General features: G+C 69.9%; 20 protein-coding genes. 8 read left to right on the top strand and 12 right to left on the bottom strand.

All coding sequences use genetic code 11. The features are described 5' to 3' along the window. Positions 1–78: 78 nt before the first annotated feature. The 6 genes from ACWZEH_RS22515 (at position 79) to ACWZEH_RS22490 (ending at position 6,133) form a co-directional block, all read left to right on the top strand. Positions 79–1,035: an SPFH domain-containing protein gene (locus tag ACWZEH_RS22515; protein WP_456192916.1), complete on the top strand. Its 957-nt coding sequence runs from the start codon at positions 79–81 to the stop codon at positions 1,033–1,035. Next, positions 1,032–1,340, top strand: coding sequence for a type II toxin-antitoxin system antitoxin (locus ACWZEH_RS22510; RefSeq protein WP_456192915.1), 309 nt, complete (start codon positions 1,032–1,034; stop codon positions 1,338–1,340). Before ACWZEH_RS22515 ends, ACWZEH_RS22510 begins: the two co-directional genes overlap by 4 nt. A gap of 463 nt (positions 1,341–1,803) precedes the next feature. Next, positions 1,804–2,328 (top strand): PadR family transcriptional regulator, encoded by a 525-nt coding sequence (locus ACWZEH_RS22505; RefSeq protein WP_384015689.1) that lies wholly within the window; start codon positions 1,804–1,806, stop codon positions 2,326–2,328. Next, positions 2,325–3,014 (top strand): ABC transporter ATP-binding protein, encoded by a 690-nt coding sequence (locus ACWZEH_RS22500; RefSeq protein ID WP_456192914.1) that lies wholly within the window; start codon positions 2,325–2,327, stop codon positions 3,012–3,014. Before ACWZEH_RS22505 ends, ACWZEH_RS22500 begins: the two co-directional genes overlap by 4 nt. A gap of 98 nt (positions 3,015–3,112) precedes the next feature. Next, on the top strand, positions 3,113–5,431 hold the full coding sequence (locus tag ACWZEH_RS22495; protein WP_456199781.1) for an ABC transporter permease: 2,319 nt from the start codon (positions 3,113–3,115) through the stop codon (positions 5,429–5,431). Between the two features lie 105 nt (positions 5,432–5,536). Next, a complete protein-coding gene (locus tag ACWZEH_RS22490; protein ID WP_456192913.1) occupies positions 5,537–6,133 on the top strand; it encodes an alkyl hydroperoxide reductase in 597 nt (198 codons plus the stop codon). 46 nt (positions 6,134–6,179) lie between these two features. On the opposite strand, the gene ACWZEH_RS22485 is transcribed toward ACWZEH_RS22490, so the two are convergent. From ACWZEH_RS22485 to ACWZEH_RS22470, 4 genes are all read right to left on the bottom strand, one after another. After that, positions 6,180–7,646 (bottom strand): AI-2E family transporter, encoded by a 1,467-nt coding sequence (locus ACWZEH_RS22485; protein WP_456192912.1) that lies wholly within the window; start codon positions 7,644–7,646, stop codon positions 6,180–6,182. A gap of 141 nt (positions 7,647–7,787) precedes the next feature. Further along, a complete protein-coding gene (locus ACWZEH_RS22480) occupies positions 7,788–8,504 on the bottom strand; it encodes an aggregation-promoting factor C-terminal-like domain-containing protein (RefSeq protein ID WP_456192911.1) in 717 nt (238 codons plus the stop codon). Positions 8,505–8,944: 440 nt separating this feature from the next. Beyond that, on the bottom strand, positions 8,945–10,270 hold the full coding sequence (locus ACWZEH_RS22475; RefSeq protein ID WP_456192910.1) for a PhoH family protein: 1,326 nt from the start codon (positions 10,268–10,270) through the stop codon (positions 8,945–8,947). Between the two features lie 343 nt (positions 10,271–10,613). Beyond that, positions 10,614–11,387, bottom strand: a complete 774-nt coding sequence (locus tag ACWZEH_RS22470; RefSeq protein WP_456192909.1) for an isoprenyl transferase — start codon at positions 11,385–11,387, stop codon at positions 10,614–10,616. Positions 11,388–11,736: 349 nt separating this feature from the next. Between ACWZEH_RS22470 and ACWZEH_RS22465 the strand changes: the two genes are divergently transcribed. Further along, the gene (locus tag ACWZEH_RS22465) at positions 11,737–11,895 is read left to right on the top strand and encodes a hypothetical protein (protein ID WP_456192908.1); all 159 of its coding nucleotides are present in this window, start codon (positions 11,737–11,739) and stop codon (positions 11,893–11,895) included. A 265-nt stretch (positions 11,896–12,160) separates the two neighbouring features. On the opposite strand, the gene ACWZEH_RS22460 is transcribed toward ACWZEH_RS22465, so the two are convergent. The 8 genes from ACWZEH_RS22460 to ACWZEH_RS22425 all read right to left on the bottom strand — a co-directional run bounded on the left by ACWZEH_RS22460 (position 12,161) and on the right by ACWZEH_RS22425 (position 18,955). Beyond that, complete coding sequence (locus ACWZEH_RS22460) at positions 12,161–12,943, bottom strand: class I SAM-dependent methyltransferase (RefSeq protein ID WP_456192907.1); 783 nt, start codon at positions 12,941–12,943, stop codon at positions 12,161–12,163. A 203-nt stretch (positions 12,944–13,146) separates the two neighbouring features. Further along, positions 13,147–14,034 carry an LLM class flavin-dependent oxidoreductase gene (locus ACWZEH_RS22455; RefSeq protein ID WP_456192906.1) on the bottom strand — a complete coding sequence of 296 codons (888 nt, stop codon included), beginning with the start codon at positions 14,032–14,034 and terminating at the stop codon, positions 13,147–13,149. A 10-nt stretch (positions 14,035–14,044) separates the two neighbouring features. After that, entirely contained in the window at positions 14,045–14,704 is a 660-nt protein-coding gene (locus ACWZEH_RS22450; RefSeq protein WP_456199779.1) for a hypothetical protein, read from the bottom strand. 2 nt (positions 14,705–14,706) lie between these two features. Then, on the bottom strand, positions 14,707–15,348 hold the full coding sequence (locus ACWZEH_RS22445) for a hypothetical protein (protein WP_456192905.1): 642 nt from the start codon (positions 15,346–15,348) through the stop codon (positions 14,707–14,709). Between the two features lie 95 nt (positions 15,349–15,443). Continuing rightward, positions 15,444–16,802 (bottom strand): hypothetical protein, encoded by a 1,359-nt coding sequence (locus ACWZEH_RS22440; RefSeq protein ID WP_456192904.1) that lies wholly within the window; start codon positions 16,800–16,802, stop codon positions 15,444–15,446. Continuing rightward, positions 16,799–17,116, bottom strand: a complete 318-nt coding sequence (locus ACWZEH_RS22435; protein WP_456192903.1) for a hypothetical protein — start codon at positions 17,114–17,116, stop codon at positions 16,799–16,801. The genes ACWZEH_RS22440 and ACWZEH_RS22435 overlap by 4 nt, the downstream gene beginning before the upstream one ends. 106 nt (positions 17,117–17,222) lie before the next feature. Continuing rightward, on the bottom strand, positions 17,223–18,218 hold the full coding sequence (locus tag ACWZEH_RS22430; RefSeq protein ID WP_456199778.1) for a hypothetical protein: 996 nt from the start codon (positions 18,216–18,218) through the stop codon (positions 17,223–17,225). Between the two features lie 26 nt (positions 18,219–18,244). Beyond that, positions 18,245–18,955, bottom strand: a complete 711-nt coding sequence (locus ACWZEH_RS22425; RefSeq protein ID WP_456192902.1) for a hypothetical protein — start codon at positions 18,953–18,955, stop codon at positions 18,245–18,247. 262 nt (positions 18,956–19,217) lie between these two features. On the opposite strand from ACWZEH_RS22425, the gene ACWZEH_RS22420 reads away from it, so the two are divergent. Beyond that, positions 19,218–20,762, top strand: coding sequence for an alpha-1,2-mannosidase (locus ACWZEH_RS22420; protein ID WP_456192901.1), 1,545 nt, complete (start codon positions 19,218–19,220; stop codon positions 20,760–20,762). The last annotated feature ends 3 nt before the right edge of the window (positions 20,763–20,765 follow it).

The following is a 20,765-nucleotide window of genomic DNA, read 5'->3' as shown; positions in this document are numbered from 1 at the left end:
AAGTGATATCACTTAGATAGACAGGCGCTAGCGGCGTCCAGCTCATGCCGCGGCGCCCCGAGATGCGGGGGATCACCCATGTCCACACACGACACCCAGGCAGCGGCACAGGCCGCACCGGCCTCGGCCGACCTCCCCGAGATGCCGGCCCCGCGCGTGCGGGAGACGGCGGCGCACAGCATCGGCGGCGGGCTCGCCCTGACACTCGGCCTGGTCGGACTGCTGCTCGGCATCGGGATGGTCGTCAGCGCCACGGCGGTCACCGCGACCGCCGGAAAGGCCCTGCTGATCGTCTTCGGCATCCTGATCGCCCTCGCCGCGTTCCTCGCCATGTGCGGGCTGAACATGGTGGCGCCGGGCGAGGCCCGGGTGGTCCAGCTCTTCGGGCGCTACCGGGGCACGATCCGCCAGGACGGCCTGCGCTGGGTGAACCCCTTCACCTCGCGCGTCAAGATCTCGACCCGGGTCCGCAACCACGAGACCGCGGTCCTCAAGGTGAACGACGCCTACGGCAACCCGATCGAGCTGGCCTCGGTCGTGGTGTGGCGGGTGGCGGACACCGCGCAGGCCACCTTCGAGGTGGACGACTACATCGAGTTCGTCTCCACCCAGACCGAGGCCGCCGTCCGGCACATCGCCATCGAGTACCCGTACGACGCCCACGAGGAGGACGGCCTCTCGCTGCGCGGCAACGCCGAGGAGATCACCGAGAAGCTCGCGGTCGAACTGCGCGCACGCGTGGAGGCGGCCGGCGTCGAGATCATCGAGTCCCGCTTCACCCACCTCGCCTACGCCCCCGAGATCGCCTCGGCGATGCTCCAGCGGCAGCAGGCGGGCGCGGTCGTCGCGGCCCGGCAGCTGATCGTGGAGGGCGCCGTGGGCATGGTGGAGACGGCACTGGCCCGGATCGCCGAGCAGGACATCGTCGAACTGGACTCCGAGCGCAAGGCCGCGATGGTGTCCAACCTGATGGTGGTCCTGTGCGGTGACCGCGCGGCCCAGCCGGTCCTCAACACCGGGACTCTCTACCAGTGACCGCCCCCTTTGACTCCCCCGGGGGCCAGACCCCCCGGCGCAGGCCGCAGCAGCAGCGCAAGCAGGTGCTGCTGCGGCTGGACCCGCTGGTGTACGAGGCACTGGCGCGATGGGCGAACGACGAGCTGCGCTCGGCGAACGCGCAGATCGAGTTCCTGCTGCGGCGGGTACTCGCGGAGGCGGGCCGGCTGCCCGGCGAGGCAGGCCCCCTGCCCCGCCGGGGGCGCCCGCCCGCACAGCCGCCGTCCACGCCCCCGCAGCCGCCGTCCGGGCAGCAGCCCGAGGACCCCTCCGAACCCCGCTGACCCGAACCCCGCCGACCCGGCGATCCACCCCGGGCACCGACGATCCCCTCCGGCCCGCCTTCTCCGAACCCTCACGCCTCCCTGCCTCACCACCCCGGCAGCCACGGCCCACACCATCACCCCCCCCCCCGGGGTACGCCCAACTTCCGCCGACCCGAACCCCCAGGACCCGGCCGCTCACCCCGGGCACCGACGCTCCCCCGGCCCGCTCCTCCGGCTCCCGGGCCTCGCTGCCTCCGGCCTTCCCCCTCCCCCGGCTCCCACCCGGGGCTCCCCGGCTCCTCACTCTCCCGGTGCCGCCATCCGGTACCCCGGACCCTTGACGCCCCTCGGCCCGAGCCCTCTCCCACCCCAGTGACAGAACCGTGACAACCGGCCCCCACCTGGGCGTCCACACTCCTGCCCTCGATCTGCGCACTCAGCGTATACACGGCGCGTATACACACTGTGTAGAGTGCTCGCCATGTCCATCGGTCACACACTCCTCGGACTCCTGGAGTCCGGCCCGCGCCATGGTTACGACCTGAAGCGGGCCTTCGACGCGAAGTTCGGTCACGACCGGCCCCTGCACTACGGCCAGGTCTACTCGACGATGTCCCGCCTGCTGAAGAACGGACTCGTGGAAGTCGACGGCATCGAGGCCGGCGACGGCCCCGAGCGCAAGCGGTACGCGATCACCGAGGCCGGCGTCACCGACGTCGCCCGCTGGCTCGCCACACCGGAGAAGCCGGAGCCGTACCTCCAGTCGACGCTCTACACCAAGGTCGTCCTCGCGCTGCTCACCAGCCGCGACGCCGCCGACATCCTCGACACCCAGCGCTCCGAGCACCTGCGCGGCATGCGCGCCCTCACCGAGCGCAAGCGCCAGGGCGACCTGGCCGACCAGCTCATCTGCGACCACGCCCTGTTCCATCTCGAGGCCGACCTGCGCTGGCTGGAACTCACCGCCGCGCGCCTCGACAAACTCCGTGAGGCGGTCTCCCGATGACGATCCCCGCCGGATCCCTGCTCGTCGCCCAGGACCTGCGCAAGGTGTACGGGCCGACCCCCGCGCTCGACGGGGCCGCGTTCTCCATCCACCCCGGCGAGATCGTCGCCGTGATGGGCCCCTCCGGGTCGGGCAAGTCGACCCTGCTGCACTGCCTCGCCGGGATCGTCACGCCCGACTCCGGCTCGATCACGTACGGCGGGCGCGAACTGACCGCGATGAACGACTCCGAGCGCTCCAGGCTCAGGCGCTCGGAGTTCGGCTTCGTGTTCCAGTTCGGGCAGCTCGTACCGGAGCTGACCTGCGTGGAGAACGTCGCGCTGCCGATGCGGCTGAACGGCACGCCCCGCAAGGAGGCCGAGCGGGCCGCCCTGGCCTGGCTCGAGCGGCTGGAGGTCGACGACGTCCGCGCGAAGCGGCCCGGCGAGGTCTCCGGCGGCCAGGGGCAGCGGGTCGCCGTGGCCCGGTCGCTGGTCACCGGCCCGCGGGTGCTGTTCGCCGACGAGCCGACCGGCGCCCTGGACTCGCTCAACGGCGAGCGCGTGATGGAACTGCTCACCGAGGCCGCCCGGTCCACCAACGCCGCCGTCGTCCTCGTCACGCACGAGGCGCGGGTGGCCGCGTACTCCGACCGCGAGATCGTCGTACGCGACGGGAAGTCCCGGGACATGGAGCACGCCGTATGAACGGGACCCGGGAACGCGTCCCCGCCGCCCCCGCCGCCTCTGCCGCCTCCGTCTCCCGTGCGGAGCCGAAGGCGCGGACGGTGGTCCGGGACCTGGGCATGGGCATCCGGTTCGCCCTGGCCGGCGGGCGCGAGGGATGGATCAGGGCGCTGCTCACCGGCGTCGGTGTCGGTCTCGGCGTGGCGCTGCTGCTGCTCTGCGCCGCGCTGCCCGGTGTGCTGACGGAGCGGGACCGGCGGGAGGAGGCGCGCCTGGACTGGCCCTTCAGCGCGGAGGTCGTCCCGAAGGCCGACGACACCCTGGTCGTCGCGCGTACCGACACCGAGTTCCGGGACGAGCACATCCGCGGCCGGCTGACGGAGCCGGAGGGCCCGAAGGCCCCGCTGCCGCCGGGTGTGAGCGAGTTCCCGGCGGCCGGCGAGATGCTGGTCTCCCCCGCTTTGAAGGACCTGCTCGCGTCGGACGGCACCGGGCTGCTGCGCGAGCGGCTGCCGTACGACATCGTGGGGACGATCGGTGAGCCGGGCCTCGTCGGCTCGCAGGAGCTCGCTTATTACGCGGGAGCCAAGGGCCTCGCCGACAAGATCAACGACTCGCGGGCGGTACGCCTCGACGGGTTCGGCACACCTGAGGGGTACGCGTCCGAGGAAGAGACCGACCCGGTGATCATGCTGCTGATCCTGGTCGTCTTCGTGGTGCTGCTGACGCCGGTCGCCGTGTTCATCGCCACGGCCGTACGGTTCGGCGGCGAGCGGCGCGACCGCCGGCTGGCGGCGCTGCGGCTGGTCGGCTCCGACGCGGCGAGCACCCGGCGGATCGCGGGGGGCGAGGCACTCGCCGGAGCACTGCTCGGCCTGGTCCTCGGCACGGGGTTCTTCCTGATCGGCCGTCAGCTGGCCGCCTCCGTCGAGATCTTCGGAATCAGCGTCTTCCCGAGTTACCTGAACCCCTCACCGCTGCTGGCCCTGCTGGTCGCGACAGCGGTCCCGGCGGCCGCGGTGCTGGTGACGCTGCTCGCGCTGCGCGGGGTCGTCATCGAGCCGCTGGGCGTGGTCCGTACGGTGCGTCCGCCCCGGCGACGGCTGTGGTGGCGGCTGCTGCTGCCGCTGGCCGGCGTCGCGATGCTCTACCCGATGGTCGGACAGGGCCGCGAGAACGGGGAATTCAACGAGTACCTGGTCGCCGGCGGTGTCCTGTCCCTGCTCATCGGGATCACCGCACTGCTGCCGTGGATCGTGGAGACGGTCGTCTCCCGGCTCGGCAAGGGCAGCTTGTCGTGGCAACTGGCGGTTCGCCGACTTCAGTTGAGCAGTGGCGCGGCGGCCCGGATGGTCAACGGGATCGCCGTGGCGGTGGCCGGCGCGATCGCGCTCCAGATGCTGTTCGCCGGCGTCGAGGGCGACTACACCAAGGACACCGGGTTCGACGTGTCGCTGGCCCAGGCGCAGGTGAAGTTGCCGGAAGGCCGAGAACTCGCCCCCGCCGCCGAGAGGCTGGCGGACACCAAGGGCGTGAGCAAGGTCTACGCTCTGTCCCACGGCTACCTCGCCGACAGGTCCTGGCAGCAGGAACCGGAGAGCACCGCCGCACTGACCGTCGCCGACTGCGCGACCCTGCGCACGGTGGCGAAGCTCCCTTCGTGCCGGGACGGCGACGTGTTCGCGGTGTCCGGCGCCGAGTACGACACCGGCACCCCGACGCTGAACAAGCCGGGCCGGGAGCTCCACCTCGAGGTGCCCGATCCCTCAGCCCCCTCCGGCTACGGCGAGGGCGCCACCTGGACGGTTCCCGCGGAGGTCAGGCAGGCCCGGTCGATTCCGGACCCGGTCGACGATGAGCGCGGCGGCTTCCTGCTGACCCCGGGCGCGGTGACGGCGGAGATGACCGACGGGCTCTTTGGCGAGCTCTACCTCGAGGTCGACGACTCGGTGCCGTACGCCATGGAGCACGTGCGGAACACGGCCGCCGCGATCCATCCGCTGACGGACGCGATCAGGTGGAACGCCACCGAGCGTTCCGGGACCTACGACTCGATCCGTACCGGCCTGTTCGTCGGCGCGGCCTGTGTCCTGATGCTGATCGGGGCGAGTCTGCTGGTCTCCCAGCTGGAGCAGCTGCGCGAACGCCGCAAGCTGCTGTCGGCCCTGGTCGCCTTCGGCACCCGCAAGCGCACACTGAGCCTGTCCGTGCTGTGGCAGACGGCCGTGCCGATCGGTCTGGGGCTGGCACTGGCCTCGGCGGTGGGCGTCACACTGGGCGCCGTCCTGCTGCGGATGACGTCGACGCCGGTACGGGTCGACTGGCCGGGCCTGTTGCAGATGACCGGCGTCGGTGCGGCCGTCGTCCTGGCGGTGACGCTGCTGAGCCTGCCGCCCCTCCTGCGCATGATGCGGCCGGACGGCCTGCGCACGGAGTGAGCGGGGAGGCGGCGGCCGGTCCCGGGTGGCACGGGGCCCCCGGGACCGGCCGCCGCCCCTGGCAGCATGGACCGCGTCCGGCCCCCGGCTACAGGAGCGTTCCCCATGTCGTTCGAGTCCGTCGAGTCCCTCAAGTCCCGCCTCCCCGACTACGCCCGGGACCTGAGGCTCAACCTGGACTCGGCCATCGGCGCCTCGGACCTGCCGGCCCAGCGGCTGTGGGGGACGGTGCTGTCGACGGCGATCGCCTCGCGCTCGGCCGTCGTGCTGCGCGAGCTGGCGCCGGAGGCGAAGGCGGTCCTGTCGCCCGAGGCGTACCGGGCGGCGAAGACCACCGCTTCGGTGATGGCCCTCAACAACGTCTTCTTCCGGACCCGCCACCTGCTGTCGGACGAGGAGTACGACAACCTGCGCGCGGGCCTGCGGATGAACGTCCTCGGCAACCCGGGCGTCGACCGGACCGACTTCGAGTTCTGGGCGTTCGCCGTCTCCGCGGTCAACGGCTGCGGACTGTGCCTCGACGCGCACGAGTCGGTTCTGCGCAGGGCCGGTGTCGAACGCGAGGTCGTCCAGGAGGCCTTCAAGATCGCCGCGGTGATCCAGGCCGTCGCCACCACCCTGGAGGCGGAGGCGGCCCTCGCCGACATCCAGGGCCTCGGGAACCACGGGGGCCTCGGGAACCACGGGGGCCTCGGGGAGTGACTCCGCGCGCACCGGCCCCACCGGCAGCCGAGGACGGAGCGGCTGTCTACTCCCGTCCGTCCTCCGCTCGCGTGCCCCTGTCGTCCTCCGCCGGCTCCGGCCCGGCGGGTGAGTCCGCCGGGGCCGGCGGCACGGGGTGGGTCATGGCCGCCGACGCCGCCGTGGCACCCCGGGGCTTCGGGGCGAAACGCTCGGCCGGCTCCTGGGCGTACGCGCGGAGGTAGACCACGACGGTGTTGGTCACCGCGACCAGCGGTACGGCGACCACCGCACCGCCGATCCCCGCCACCATGCCTCCGGTGGCGACCGCCAGTACCACCGCGAGCGGGTGGACGCGGACCGCGCGGCCGAGGATGAACGGCTGGAGGATGTGGCCCTCGATCTGCTGTACCGCCAGGACCACCACCAGCGTCATGACGGCCGTGAACACGCCCTGTGTGACCAGGCCGACGACGACCGCCAGCGCGCCCGAGACCACCGCGCCGACGAGCGGGATGAAGGCGAACAGGAAGATGAAGACGGCGAGCGGCACCGCCATCGGCACGTCCAGGAAGTAGATGCCGAGGCCGATGAAGATCGCGTCGATCAGTGCCACTATCACCGTGCCGCGCACATAAGCCGTCAGCGTCCGCCACGCGGCCGGTCCGGCGCCGGCGACCCCCGGACGGGCGGCGGCGGGCACCAGCTTCAGCGCCCACTCCCAGATGCGCTTGCCGTCGTAGAGCAGGAACAGGGTCGAGAAGACCGCGAGCAGGAGGCCGGTGAGCGCCTCGACGACGACCGTCACACCCTCCAGGCCCGCCGAGGTGATCTGCTCGGTGTTGGCCCCGACCGCCTCACGCAGGTTCTTGGCGATCTCGTTGATCTGGTGGTCGGTGACGTGGAAGGGGCTGTTGAGCAGCCAGTTGCGCAGCTCGTCGATGCCGTCCTGGATCTGGTCGGAGAGGGTGTCGATGTTCTCCATGACCTGCCAGGTCACGAACCACCCTATGAGGCCGATGACGACGAACCCGAACAGCGCGGTCAGCGCCGTGGCCGGTCCGCGCGGCAGCCCGATCTTCCGCAGCCGGGCCACCGTCGGCTGGAGCAGTGCCGTGATCAGCAGCGCGGCGGCGAAGGCCAGCACCACGAGCTGGACGGCGCCGATGATCCGCATGAGGACCCAGACCGTCCCCGCGAGCACCAGCAGGCGCCAGCCGGCCTCGGCGGCGACCCGTACGCCCCAGGGCACGGCGTGCGCGGGATCGGGACGGGAGGGGAGGACGAGGGTGGGAGCCGCCGCGGGACCGTGGTCACCCGGTGCCCCGGGCACCCGGTCGGCGGGTTCGGCGGAGGTGGTGGAGGTTTCGGAAACGGCGGGCGCCCGGGAGGGGGCGGCCGATCCGGGCGTGGCGTCGGGCCCGGGACGCGCCCGGTCCTCCCACTCCATCTCGGCGCGGCGTTCCTCCAACCGCCTGCTCACCTCGGTCAGTCCGGCTCCGATCCGGCCGAGCCATCCTGGCATGCGCGACATGATGCGTCCTCTTCCCCCGGTTCTCCCCATCACTCCCCATTGCCCCCTGGGTCGCCGATCAGACCGTACATGGCGAAAGCCCCCCACCGTAGGACGGTGCGGGGCTCTGCCGGGGTTGAGCGGGGCTGGTACCGGGCGGGGCTAGTACCAGTTGTTGGCCTGCCAGAACGACCAGGCGCCACAGGGGCTCCCGTAGCGGTCGTTCATGTAGTTGAGGCCCCACTTGATCTGGGTCGCCGGGTTGGTCTGCCAGTCGGCGCCGGCGGAGGCCATCTTGGTTCCCGGCAGCGCCTGGACGAGACCGTAGGCGCCGGAGGAGGGGTTGACGGCCTTGTAGTTCCAGGTGGACTCGTGGTCCACGATGTTGCTGAAGCACTGGAACTGGTCGGCCGGAATCATCTGCCGGGCCATCGCCTGGACCTGGGCGACGCTGTACGAGCTCTGGACCGCGAAGTCGGCGGCGGACGCGGAGGCCGTCTTGGAACGGCTGGCGGCCTTCTCGGCCTCCGCGCGCTCCTTGGCTTCCTGCTCCGCCTTGGCCGCCTTCTCGGCGGCTTCCTGCTTCTTGGCGATCGCGGTCTCGGCGGCTGCCTTGCGGGCCGCTTCCTCCGCGTCCTTCTTGGCGCTCGTGTCCGCGGCGATGGCCATGGTTTCGGCCTGCTGCGTCAGGGACGCGGTCTGCACCTCGACCTGCTGGCCCGCGGGGATGTCCGCGAGCAGCGTGGTGCCGGCCGCCGTCGCCTCGGCGTCATTATTGGTCTGCGCCACACTGCCCGACGCAACGCCGACGACACTTCCGACAGCGGTGACCGCGGTGGCCGAAGCCACTGCGAATCCCCGGACCGAAATCCGGCTCACACGGTTTCCTTCCAGCATCGACCGCTTCGGTGACCCTCGCGGACGCAATCGTGCCCCTGTGCACTGGCCTCCCCAACTCGGGTCACGGGAGGCACGGGCCCGGTGGGCAACTCCCGAACGGGAGCGCCGCGTGGTGCTCGGGCGGCATACGACGACGCTATGGAGTTGATGCTGGTGCTCATGTGGCGCCCTACCGCTGGGGGCAGGGCTGTGTCGTATGCGGGGCCTGACAGGAATGAGACTCTGCCGTAATACGGAGGCGGGAGGCAATTCCATCGCGAGTGTGAAAGCTCACATCCCGTTTGGTCCAGGTGATTAACGGAAAGCCGCACGCACGCCGACGCCGCCCGGCTAGGCTCTTCGCCTTTCCGGACGGCGTCAACTCACAGACGGGGCGGACGGTTCAGATTGCCCGGGACCGCCCGGACCCGCCAGACCACTCAGACATGCCCGTCCTCCAGCATTTCGGTCACAAGGGCGGCGATCTGGGACCTCTCGGACCGGTTCAGGGTCACGTGGGCGAAGAGCGGATGGCCCTTCAGTTTCTCGACGACGGCGACCACACCGTCGTACCGGCCCACCCTGAGGTTGTCCCGCTGGGCGACGTCGTGGGTCAGGACGACCCGCGAATTGGCGCCGATCCGGGACAGAACGGTCAGCAGTACGTTCCGTTCCAGCGACTGGGCCTCGTCCACGATCACGAACGCGTCGTGCAGCGAGCGGCCCCGGATGTGCGTGAGCGGCAGGACCTCCAGCATGCCGCGCGCGGTGACCTCCTCGATGACCTCGCGGCTCGTGACCGCCGACAGCGTGTCGAAGACGGCCTGCGCCCAGGGGCTCATCTTCTCGGCCTCGCTGCCGGGAAGATAGCCGAGCTCCTGCCCGCCCACCGCGTACAACGGGCGGAAGACCATCACCTTCCGGTGCTGACGGCGCTCGAGCACCGCCTCCAGACCCGCGCACAGCGCCAGCGCCGACTTTCCGGTGCCGGCCCGGCCACCGAGGGACAGGATCCCCACGTCGGGGTCGAGCAGCAGGTCGAGCGCGATCCGCTGCTCGGCACTGCGGCCCTTGATGCCGAACGCCTCCCGGTCACCGCGCACCAGCCGGACGTTGCCCTCGGGGGTGACCCGGCCGAGGGCCTTGCCGCGCTCCGACTGGATGGTCAGCCCCGTGTGCACGGGCAGGTCGGCCGCCTCGGGCACGTGGACATGCCCCTCCTCGAAGAGGATGTCCACCTGCTCGCCGGGCAGGACCAGTTCGGACATTCCGGTCCAGCCGGAGGCGTCCGTGACGGCGAGCTCGGCGCGGTACTCCTCGGCGAGGAGTCCCACGGAGGACGCCTTGATCCTGAGCGGGAGGTCCTTCGACACGACCGTGACGTCGAACCCCTCGGCCTGCAGATTGCGGGCGACCGCGAGGATGCGGGTGTCGTTGTCCCCCAGTCGGTAGCCGCTGGGCAGCAGACCGGGGTCCGAGTGGTTGAGCTCGACACGCAGGGTTCCGCCGAGGTCCCCGATAGGGAGGGGAGCATCGAGGCGGCCGTACCGCACCCGGAAGTCGTCGAGCAGGCGCAGGGCCTGCCGGGCGAAGTAGCCGAGTTCGGGATGGTGCCGCTTGGCCTCCAGTTCCGTCACCACGACGACGGGGAGCACGACCTCGTGCTCGTCGAAGCGGCTCAGGGCGTTGGGATCGGCCAGCAGGACGCTGGTGTCGATGACATAGGTGCGCCGGTCGGGCTTGTGGCGCTTTGTGCTGGTCACCACGGAAGGACGTACCCCCTCGGAAGAGGTCGGGGAGCGACGGAGCGGAGTTGGACCGGTTGACGGCGCCGATGCACGGGCCGAGAACCGGCCCTCCGCTGCTTCGTCCGTGCCGTGACCGCACGGTCGGGCTGGTGCAAAGGGCCTCCCGGGCGGACGGCCCCGGGCCGCCCGCTGAGATCCGACACCCGTGGTTCGGGTGTCGACCTGTCTGAGTTATGCCCTCGAACCATCGCCGCCATGCCGGATCGCCGGGCGGCACCCCGATGAACTCCCCGTTACATCCCTTCCCCACCGCCCCCTCCGTCCCGAAGTGGCGGTGACGGGGCCGGCGGGAGCCGGTGCCTCAGCCGCCGAAACGCCGGTGGCGGGCCGCGTAGTCGCGCATCGCGCGCAGGAAGTCGACCTTGCGGAAGGCCGGCCAGAAAACCTCGCAGAAGTAGTACTCCGAATGGGCGGTCTGCCACAGCATGAATCCGGACAACCGCTGCTCGCCACTCGTACGGATGACCAGGTCCGGGTCGGGCTGGGCCCGGGTGTAGAGATGACGTCCGATCATGTCGACGTCGACGTCCTCGGCGAGCGCCTCCATCGAGGTGCCCTTCTCGTGGGCGTCGAGGATCATGGAGCGCACCGCGTCGGCGATCTCCTGGCGACCGCCGTAACCGATGGCCACGTTGACCACTATTCCGTCGACCTGCGCGGTGGCCGACTCGGCCTCCTTGAGGCTGGTCTGCATCCCGGCGGGCAGCAGGTCGGGGTTGCCGACGTGGTGCACCCGCCAGCGGCCGTCGGCCGCGAGGCTGCGGACGACGTCCTCGATGATGCCGAGCAGCGGGACGAGCTCCTCCTCGGGCCGGTCGAAGTTGTCCGTCGACAGCAACCAGAGGGTGACGACCTCGACGTCCGTCTCGGTACACCAGCCGAGGAACTCACCGATCTTGTCCGCGCCGGCCCGGTGGCCGTGGACGGTGCTGGAACCCGAGGCCTTCGCCCAACGGCGGTTGCCATCCATGATGACGCCGATGTGCTTCGGCACCTGATCGTGGTCCAGGTGGCCTTCCACCCGGCGTGCGTACAGCCTGACCAGCAGGCCGCGCAGCTTGTCACGCAGGTTCACGCGATCGTCAGCCCCTCCGTACGGATCGGACAGGGGCGGCACCCGCCGCGGTCCGCGGCATGCGGCCCGGTACTCGGCCGCGGGCGGACTCCGTCTCCCTATGGCAGCCCCCGGGGGCGAAGCCTACCCCCGCGGAGGCGGGGGGCCTCAACGCCGGGGTTCTCAACGCCGGGGTTCTCAGCAGCGGGGTTCTCAGCAGCGGGAGCGGGCCCGGGAACCTGCCCGAGGACCGACCGGGGCGGAGATGGCCCGCAGCCGGGCCGCCGGACGCGGGCAAAGAAAAACGGGCCGGTCCGTGGGGGGGATACGGACCGGCCCGAGGGGGGGTTTCCACCATAACCCTTTGTGAGTGATGCTGCGTGCATCGGCGTGCCAAAACTACTCTCCGGAATCACCCGGCAACGCCCCGATGAGCCTGGAAGTGCACATTCCGGGCGTCTCGGTGGCCGAAATGAAGGAGTTCATCCCGGAGGAAACCGGTGATAGCGGGTCATCCGGCCCGGCGTGACGCGACGCACCCTCAGCGGAACCCCGCCACGACCACTCTTCCGGCCGCCCCTCCGACGGGTGACCCCGTGAGGGACGCCCGCTTGACCCGCCGGCGAGGCGGCGGGGGCGACGGCACGACGGCCCCTCGGCATCGTGCGGCCCTCCCTCCACTGCGCGGGCCGGGCGCGACACGGGCGGACGTACGGGCCGCGCTGTGGAGAGGGCCCGCGCGCGTAAGCCGGCCCGGTGGGCCTCCGGCGGACCTCGGTGGGTTTCTGCGGATCTCAGGGCTTGCGTACGTCGAAGAGATGACGGCTGCTGTGGGCGACGAACGCACCCTCGGCCAGGATTCGTTCGTGCAGGGCACGCAGCTGGGGCAGATACGCCTCGACGGTGAAGTCGGGAACCATCCAGATCACCTTGCGCAGGAAGTGCACGACGGCGGCGACGTCGTAGAACTCCATGCGCAGGCGCTCGGCCCGCAGGTCGACGATCTCCAGCCCGGCGGCCTCGGCCTCCCGGCGTTCGCGTTCGGGATGGCGGGCGTTGCGCTGCTCGTCCGGCTGTGGCCCGAGGAAGTGCTCGACGAGTTCGTAGGCGCTGCTGGGCCCGACGTGCTGGGCGAGGTAGCTGCCACCGGGCCGCAGCACGCGCGCGATCTCACGCCAGTGGGCTTCGACGGGATGCCGGCTGACGACGAGATCGAAGACCCCGTCGGCGAAGGGGAACGCCGTAGGGCCGGACGCGTCCTCGGGGACGGCGACGACGAAGCCACCTCGCGGCCGGAGCAGCCCGGCGGCTTTGACGACGTTGGGCGCCCACCCTTCGGTGGCGACGACGAGCGCGGGCCGACGGCTGTCGGGGGCGGCGCGTCGGGCTTCGTCGAGGGCGAGGCTCAGCACCTCTCCTCCCCCGGTCTGCACGTCAAGCACGGTCCTGTCCGCCGCCGCACCCGGCTCCGGCTCCGCTCCCAACCGCGCGGCCAGTACACGCGCGTACCCCCAGGAGGGCCGAGCCTCGGTGGCCCGCCCCTCGAACCAGGAGAAGTCCCACCCCTCGGTGGACACGGCCGCGCCTTCGGCAAGCAGTTCGTCAAAGGACCAGGAGCCCAAGGAGGTAGGGGAGGAAGAGGGGGAAGAGGAGGAAGCGAGAGGGGGGAAGGAAGAGGACTGACCGGAGCGACGTCCGTAAGACATCCCGCGATCCTCACAGAACGCCACGAAATCCGCTCACGGTTTTCCCGGGGCGGTCCCCCCGGACCGCCGACGACTCACGACACGGCCGCTCCCACCCGCCGGGCCACTTCCTCCGCGGCGAACCGCACGAACCCCTCCGGATCCGGCTCGTCCCCCGTCGGCTGGAGGATCACGGAGTCGGCCCCGGCGTCGGCCAGCCGCTGGACCGCCCCGGCGACGGCAGCGGCATCCCCGGCCACTCCGAGACCGGACTCGGAACCGACGCCCTCGGCGATCAGCTCGGCGCGGAGCCGCTCGTCGGCGCCGGGCCCGGTGGCGGTGAGGAGGTAGACGACGACCCTGTGCGCCGCGGCCTCACGTCCGGCCGCCGCGCGCCCCTCGTCGATGAGGCTCCGGGCACGCCGGACGCCTTCGGGCGAAGTGGACGCCGTGAGAACGGTGCCGTCGGCGACCTCGCCGGTGAGCCGCAGGGTACGCGGCCCGGTGGCCCCGGCGAGCACCTCGACCTCGCCCTCGGGCGGCCAGTCGAGGGCGACGTCGTCGAGTGTGACGTACCGCCCGTCGACGGTGAGCCGTTCCCCGCGCAACAGGGCACGCAACGCGACGAGATGCTCCCGCAACAGCGTCACCGGCGACTCGACCCGGGCCCCTACCTGCCCCATCCAGTCCTGCACCCCGTGCCCGACACCGAGGACGGCCCGGCCGGGGAACATCCGGTGCAGGGTGGCGGCCTCCATGGCCGTGACGGCGACGTTCCGCAACGGCACGGGGAGCAGCCCGACCCCGATCCGTACCCGCTCCGTCCAGGCCAGCGCGGCGGCCGCCGTGGAGATCCCGCCCTCCCGGAAACAGTCCTCCCACAACCACAGCTCGTCCAGCCCCGCGTCCTCCGCACCGCGGGCAACGGCACGAAGACGCTCGGGAGCAAGCTGCGGCCGGAACACGGCACCAAGTGTGGTCATGGCGAAGTACCTACCCGGGGCTCTCGAAGCTGACGCTTTCGGCGATCGCCCGCAGGATCGCCCGGTACTCCTCACGCCGAGCCGGAGCCGTGGTGGTGAGCGTGAGGACAGCGAGCCGCCGGCAGTCCGGATGGGGAAGGTGGGCGTGCACCTGCAGAAGCGGCCGCTGCGGCAGCCCGCTCCCGCTGCCGGGGGTGGAGGTCGACTCGCTGAGCGTGGCGGGCCCAGCGGCCAGCTCGACGAACTCGGCACACCGCTGACCGCCACCGGCCGTCACGGCACGGGCAGCGGTGACACCCCGGGGCGCAGGCGCGAACTCCCGCCAGGAAACCGTGAACAACGAAAACAACAGCCCTCCGGCCCCATGCCCCTCCACCCCACCCACATCATCCCGATGCAACCCGACGGAACAGTGCACGGTGCCTGCTTCACGGAGGGCGGAGAGGAGTTGCTGGCCGGCGGCAAAAGCTGCGATGAACTGCTGGCGGGCCACCTCGTCGGGCGCGGCATCGAGAAGCGGCGCGGCCACGGCCCGCAAGCTGTCCCCTGCCGGGGAGTTCGGGTCGGGAAGCAGTGCGTCCAAGGGCAGCGGGAGAAAACCCGCCGGCTCGACGAACCACAACTCGGCGAGGGGATCCGTGGTAGAGGCATCGAGGATGATCGTGGGCACGCTCAAGACTCAGCCCCTTCACTGCCCCTGACACCGGACGCGGCAGTGGACGGGGCATCAACAAACCGCGCTCCGGCCCGACGGGCACGCTCGAGGTCGGCCGGCTCCACACCCTCCCAACTTCTGCGCGGAGCACGCCCGTCGAAGGCGGACGGCTGATAGAGGAAGTGCAGGCGCCTCGGAGCCTTGCCGTTCCGGGAGGACACGGCCACAACGCCAAGGAACCGTGGATCACCCGCAAACCACAGCGGCTCCAACTGCGCCTTGAGCGCAGGCTTCGTACGCGGCCCCCCAATACGCCGCAACCACCAGAACGCCCGGTGATGCTTCACGAACGCCAGGGGGATCCCTGCGTCCGAACTGCCTGCGGGGTCGGGGAGCTCGATCCAGATCCCAGGAGCTTCGGCGTCTGGGTGATCATCAATGCCTCGCGCCGCGTTGTAGTAGATCTGCCAGGGGTATTCACGAAGAACTCTAAGCACACTCAAAGCAACTGGAAATCCATAGAACTGAACCACCAGCCGATAGAGCCCATAGACGAAATAGGGCATAAATAGCCACACGAGCCAACTTGGGCCATTCACGGATACTCCCAGCAGAATCACCCAGCCACCAGCCCATGCAGCCACCCCGATGACACTCATGGCAAGACCTCTTGACCACACCCAGCGGGTGTGCCGTGAATTCCAAGCAGTCGGCTGGTTGGCAGGTCGCATTCGCTTCCTTTCCTCAGAAGGCGTCAGAAGAGATGACGAGCAAGACCATAGATCGCACCAGAGTCCAACAGCAGACGTAAACCATCAATACCGGCTACTGCGCTGTCCTTTACACCGTCGTCGTCCGCGTCCACCAGCTTGCTGTGAAGGCCGAGTCCAGAAGTCCCAATGCCGACGACGCCTGCCGTCCCCTCCATAACCTTGGCCGAAGCTTCAGGGTTACTCGTGCCGCGTACAGCCCGAGCCACCAGCGAATTTCCGAGGCCGGCCACAGCCTTCGCTTCATCCATGGTCCTCGTTCCGGCCACCGCCACCCGATCGCCGAGGGTGACACCTGCCGCGCTACTCAGCGCAGCACGAATACCTGCGTATCCCCCTTTACCAACCGCTCCGATCCCTGGCAAAGATCCCACGAAATCAGCACCAACTGACACCGAATTACTCCAGAAGTCGGCGTCTAGCTCACCATTCCGAATCCCATCCCACAGAGACATCTGCACTTCAGGGCTAGAAAGCCGCAGCGCGAAGGCAGTCAGGCTCACCGCCGAAGACGTAAGCATGAGTACCGCCACAGTCGCCAAGCTCCACCCCAGCGGGCCGGAAAGGAGCAGGGCTGCGACGACAATCAGCCCCGCTGTGAAGCTGAGGATGTCCGGCAGGTTGTCCGTCAGCCAGTCGAGGGCCTTGTCGAACATGCCCGGCTCATGCGGCGCCAGCTTCTTCGTCGCGTCGCGGATCTTCGTCGCCCGATGCCTGGCCTGGCGCTCATGCTCCTCGGCCAGCTTCTTCGCCTTGCCGATTAACTTGTCGAGCTCCGCCTGCGCCTCTTCGACATCGGCGTTGGCGCGGGTCAGCGCCCGCTGCGCCGGGCTGTCCCCGTTTCCCTTCTCCTCCTCCAGACCGGGATGATCCTCCGCCCGGGCAGCACGCCCCTTCGCCCGGTCCACCGCAGCCTGCGCAGCTTCGGCGTCACTCTCCAGCCGTTTCGCGCGCCGCTGGAAGTCGTCCAACTCGTTTTCCCAGCAGCCCAATTGCTTGGCCGCCTTACGGATGGACCGCGCGGCGTTCTTCAGGTTCAGGGGCAGCGGGCCGCCGTCGAGCTGTTCGCGGAAGGCGACGGCGGCATCACCCTTCCAGTAACTGCCGTCCAGCAGCTTGGTGACCAGCTCATGGGTGTCCTCGAGCACCTTCGCGCACCCGCTCAGCTTCTTGTGCAGTCCGCGGATGGTCTCCGTGTCACCCGGAACGGGGTTGAACCCCAGGTGCGGATAGTCGGGGTACGGGATACGGGGCGCCGACTTGAGCCCTTGCGGTTTGCCGAGGTCCGCCCTCGACTTCGGATCGAGCGCCGCACCGGTGTCGTCGACGTGGGTGACGGTCACGCGCGGCCGCCCCTGCCGCTGCGAGCCTTCTCCAACGCGGCTTCCAGCGCCTTGTCGACTTCGAGGTAGCTGTCCTTGCTCTTGCCGATGATCTCGGCGAGGTCCTCGGTCTGCTTGCCGATCTCCTCGGCCCCGTACTTCCAGTCGCCCTGGAAGTGCTCACAGGCACGGTCCAGATCGTCCGTGCCGAGTCCGGTGACGGTCCCGTCGGCGAGCGCCTGCCGTACGCCCCGGAGCGAGCTCGCCGACTTGCGCAGCGACTTCATGAACCGCCCGAGCTCGTCCCCGTCGACAGCCAACCGCGGCTCGGCCATACGCGCACCCCTCTCCCGATCCACCTGCACCCATGGAAGGAACGAGAGGTTCCGCATTTCGTGGCGCATCCTGAGCAGAGGGCCCTCTATAGGGGGAGCGCACGGTTCAGCGGTTGATGGCCTGGATCTCCTGGACGACGACGTCCTGGGTGGCGCCGAAGCTGCCGTCGGGAAGGTCACCGCCCGCACCACCGGTGCCGGTCCACTCGATCTCCCAGGTGACCGTGGCCGTGAGCTCGTACGAGCCATCTCCCGAGGAGCGCAGATACGTCACACCGCACGGCGGAGTCTCGTCTGCCTTGCCCTTGGCATACGGCTCACCGATCCGGCCGTTCCGGATCTCGCAGACACCGGACGCCGGATGGGTTTCGGTATCCGGCGTGCCTGGTTCGATCTGCACGGACACCGGTTCGGCAGTGGTCGTCGCCTCGATGCCCAGCAACGGAACCGAGGCCGTGACGGAGACCGGCTTGAACTGTGCTGCGTCCAACCATGCCCAGGTGGGGAGGTTCACCTTGGTCGTACCCTCCGGCGCCAGAGCCACTTCCGTCGAGGGAACACGGACCTCGGCATAGGCGAGCTGGGCGAGAACCTCCGGGGTGACCGCCTGCGGGATGTCGGCCGGCGGGTCGTCGTTCTCATCCACCCAGAAAATGGGCTCGTCACAGTCGGTAGCACCTGGATCGCCTTCACGACCGGGTGTTACATACGAGTCCCACCAGTGGCCCTCGCCGGCCTTGTCCTTGTTGAAGTCCGTGTAGGGCTCGCCCTTGACGTAGCGATCGCGCTGCCGTGCGTCCCACTCGTAGCCCGTCGACTCGGCTTCCCAGATCGGTTCCAGGTGCTTCTGCAACTGGTCCGGGGTGTACTTGGGAGCGTAGTAGCAGGCCGGCGGCGTCCAATTTCCGGCAGACGTCACCGGACCGGCTGCCTCGCCCGTGCCGTTGCGAGAGCGTTCGAAGACCACCGCCCCCGCGGTCGCGGAGATGTTCTCGCCGTTTCGGTCGCCTTCGACCTGGGTCTCGGAACCCGTGCCCTCCCCACCAGGAACGACGTCCGCTTGGGCTGGCGCGACGGTGACCGCCGTGACGAGGCCGGCCAGAACAAGCCCTCCCAACGACAGACGTGTTACGGCTGGCACTGGGCGGCTCCCCTCGACGAGATGATCTGGGACGTCTGCCACACGCCCTCGGCACTCTTGTCGAGCTTGGTGTTGTAGAGCACGTAGCTGTTCTTGGTCACGGGCGTCTCGTGGACCTTGTTGGTCTTCTTGTCCTTGCTGAAGCCCTTGCTCTCGTCCGCGCAGAAAACGAGTACCGCCGTCTCCTCATCCTTGAGAGTCACCTTGCGGTCGTAGTAACGGACTTCCCCCGTCATCGTGGCTCCAGCCTTTTCGAACTGGTCGACCCAGGACAGAGCTGCTTCCAAAGCCTTGCCCGTGTTGTAGAACGCCAGAGCCTCGCCGTCGGTGTCTGTGCCTGCGATGGCTGCGTCCACTGCCCTCATGCGCTCTGCGTTGTCCGCCAGGACGGCGTCCTTGACCTGATCACCCGTCTTCCCGCCTTCGAAAACCAGCGTGACATCGGACGGCAGTTCGATCTTCGGACGCCCTTCGGCAGCCGGCGCCGACGATTCGCTCGGCGGAGCCGACTTCTCGCCCCCCGTGTCCGCGCCCGCGATCTTGTCGCTGTCCTTGTCGGAGCTCTCCTCGTCGCTGCTGCCGCACGCGGACAGCGTCAGGGCTGCAGTGGCGGTCAGCGCGAGCGCTGCGAGCAGGGTAGGGCGGCGGTTCACGGTGTCGGCTCCCGGTGGGGCGAGGCTTCTCTCGAGCGAACCCACGCTATCCAGCGATGCGTAACGACACCAGGGAGATGAGTGACGACTTGCCGGGCGTATCCGACCAAATCCTTCGCCGCTCCCCTCCCTTGGGACGGAGCCGTTACGCAAGCCGGCACCGTCCATGTTCCAGGCCTCGGCGTCGACCGGAGGCGTTGTCACAGGGGGGCGCTAGGTTCACTGCTCGTGGGGCCGGTCATGGCGGTTGGAGTCGTCATTCCGCCTTGCTCCAGACATTATTGACGTCCTATCAGGAGCTGTTGCCATGAGCATGGAAGCCACCTACGCGGACTTCTCCGTCAGCCCGGCCCGGCTGGCCAACGCCGATGTCCGGCATGAGGACGGCCGGTTCGCCGGGTCCCATCTGGCGCTCGGCGCGGGTGGGTCCGTGACCATGGAGTTCGAGGTGGAGGACCCGGAGGACATCCCCCAGGCGACGCTCACCGTCACCGCCCTCGTCTCCAAGCTCGGCCCCGAGCCCGGGTACGCGCCCGTCGACGTCCTGCTCCAAGGCGAGGCGCTGGCCGAGGGCCTCACCGTGCCCGGTGGCGGCGACCTCCCGCAGGACAACGTCTTCGCGGTGCCCGGACATCTGCTCAAGGCCGGGACCAACACCCTGGAGATACGCTCCTCCGCCAAGGCCCGCAGCATGTTCTGGCTCTACCGGATCACCCTGGACCCCGTCGCCCAGCGGGGCCGCTCCGAGCGCGCGCGGAACGCGGAGGCCGCCCGGGACTCGGTCTTCACGTACCGGACCGAACGCCGTTCCGCTCACGCCTCCCCGTCCCGCTCCTGGCAGGCGGCCCCGCGGCTGCTGTTCCACATCGACCGGGACGAGCACTCGCTGCCCGCGCAGCTCAGCTGGAAGGGGGAGGACGGTACCGAGACGGCCATCAGCTTCCAGTCCAACATGTCGGACTTCCACGGCGTCCACCGCGCCGCCGACGGCACGGCGTACGAATACCGGGGCCGTCTCACCGGCAGGTGGCCGTACGCGGAGGGCATGCCGAACGCCCCGGTCTCCGGTTCGCACCGTCTGCACCGCTTCCACACCGAGGAGGGCTGGGGCGGCGGCTGGCACCGTTCCCACGAACTGCGGCTCCTGGTGGACGACGGCGGCCCCTCCCTCGTGGAGCGGGTGACCTGGCGCGACCAGCGCGGGAACTCCGGCGTGGCCGTGCTGCACACCCTGTCGAACGAGGTCGAGGCCACTGAGGTCGAGGCGAGCGACGAGTTCGAGGAGGCCGGCGAGGTCGCGGAGAACCTCATCGAGGACTCCCGCGACAAGTGGCTGAGCGGTGACGACGTCGCCCTGCTCGACTTCACCCTGGCCCGTCCCGCCGCCGTCACCTCGTACACCCTCACCTCCGCGAACGACTTCGCCGAGCGCGACCCCCGCGACTGGACTCTCCTGGGCTCCCACGACGGCGATGCCTGGACACCCCTGGACGTGCGCATCGGGGAGAGGTTCACCGACCGCTTCGAGACGCGGGAGTTCTTCCTGCGCCCCCGCGCCGACATGCCCGCCTTCCGCCACTACCGCCTCGACATCACCCGCAACTCCGGCGGGACCGAGACCCAGCTCACCGGGATCCGCTTCATCGAGGCCCCCTCCGGCAAGGGGTTCACCGGCTACTACCAGCGCTACAACGAGGGTCCGATCGGCTACCGGGGTACGCCGGTTCCCTCCGCGCCCGCCGCCGCCCTCCAGGCGCCCCGCCTCGCTTCGGACCTGGACGCCGCCGTGGAGAGCCTGACCGAGACCGCCCAGACCCTGGCCGCCCTTGCGGCCCGCCTCCGCGGCAACTGACCA

It is taken from the genome of Streptomyces yamdrokensis (genome assembly GCF_053890455.1).
The sequence above is the reverse complement of the archived record's forward strand: the minus strand, read 5'-3'. Positions and strand labels throughout refer to the sequence as shown.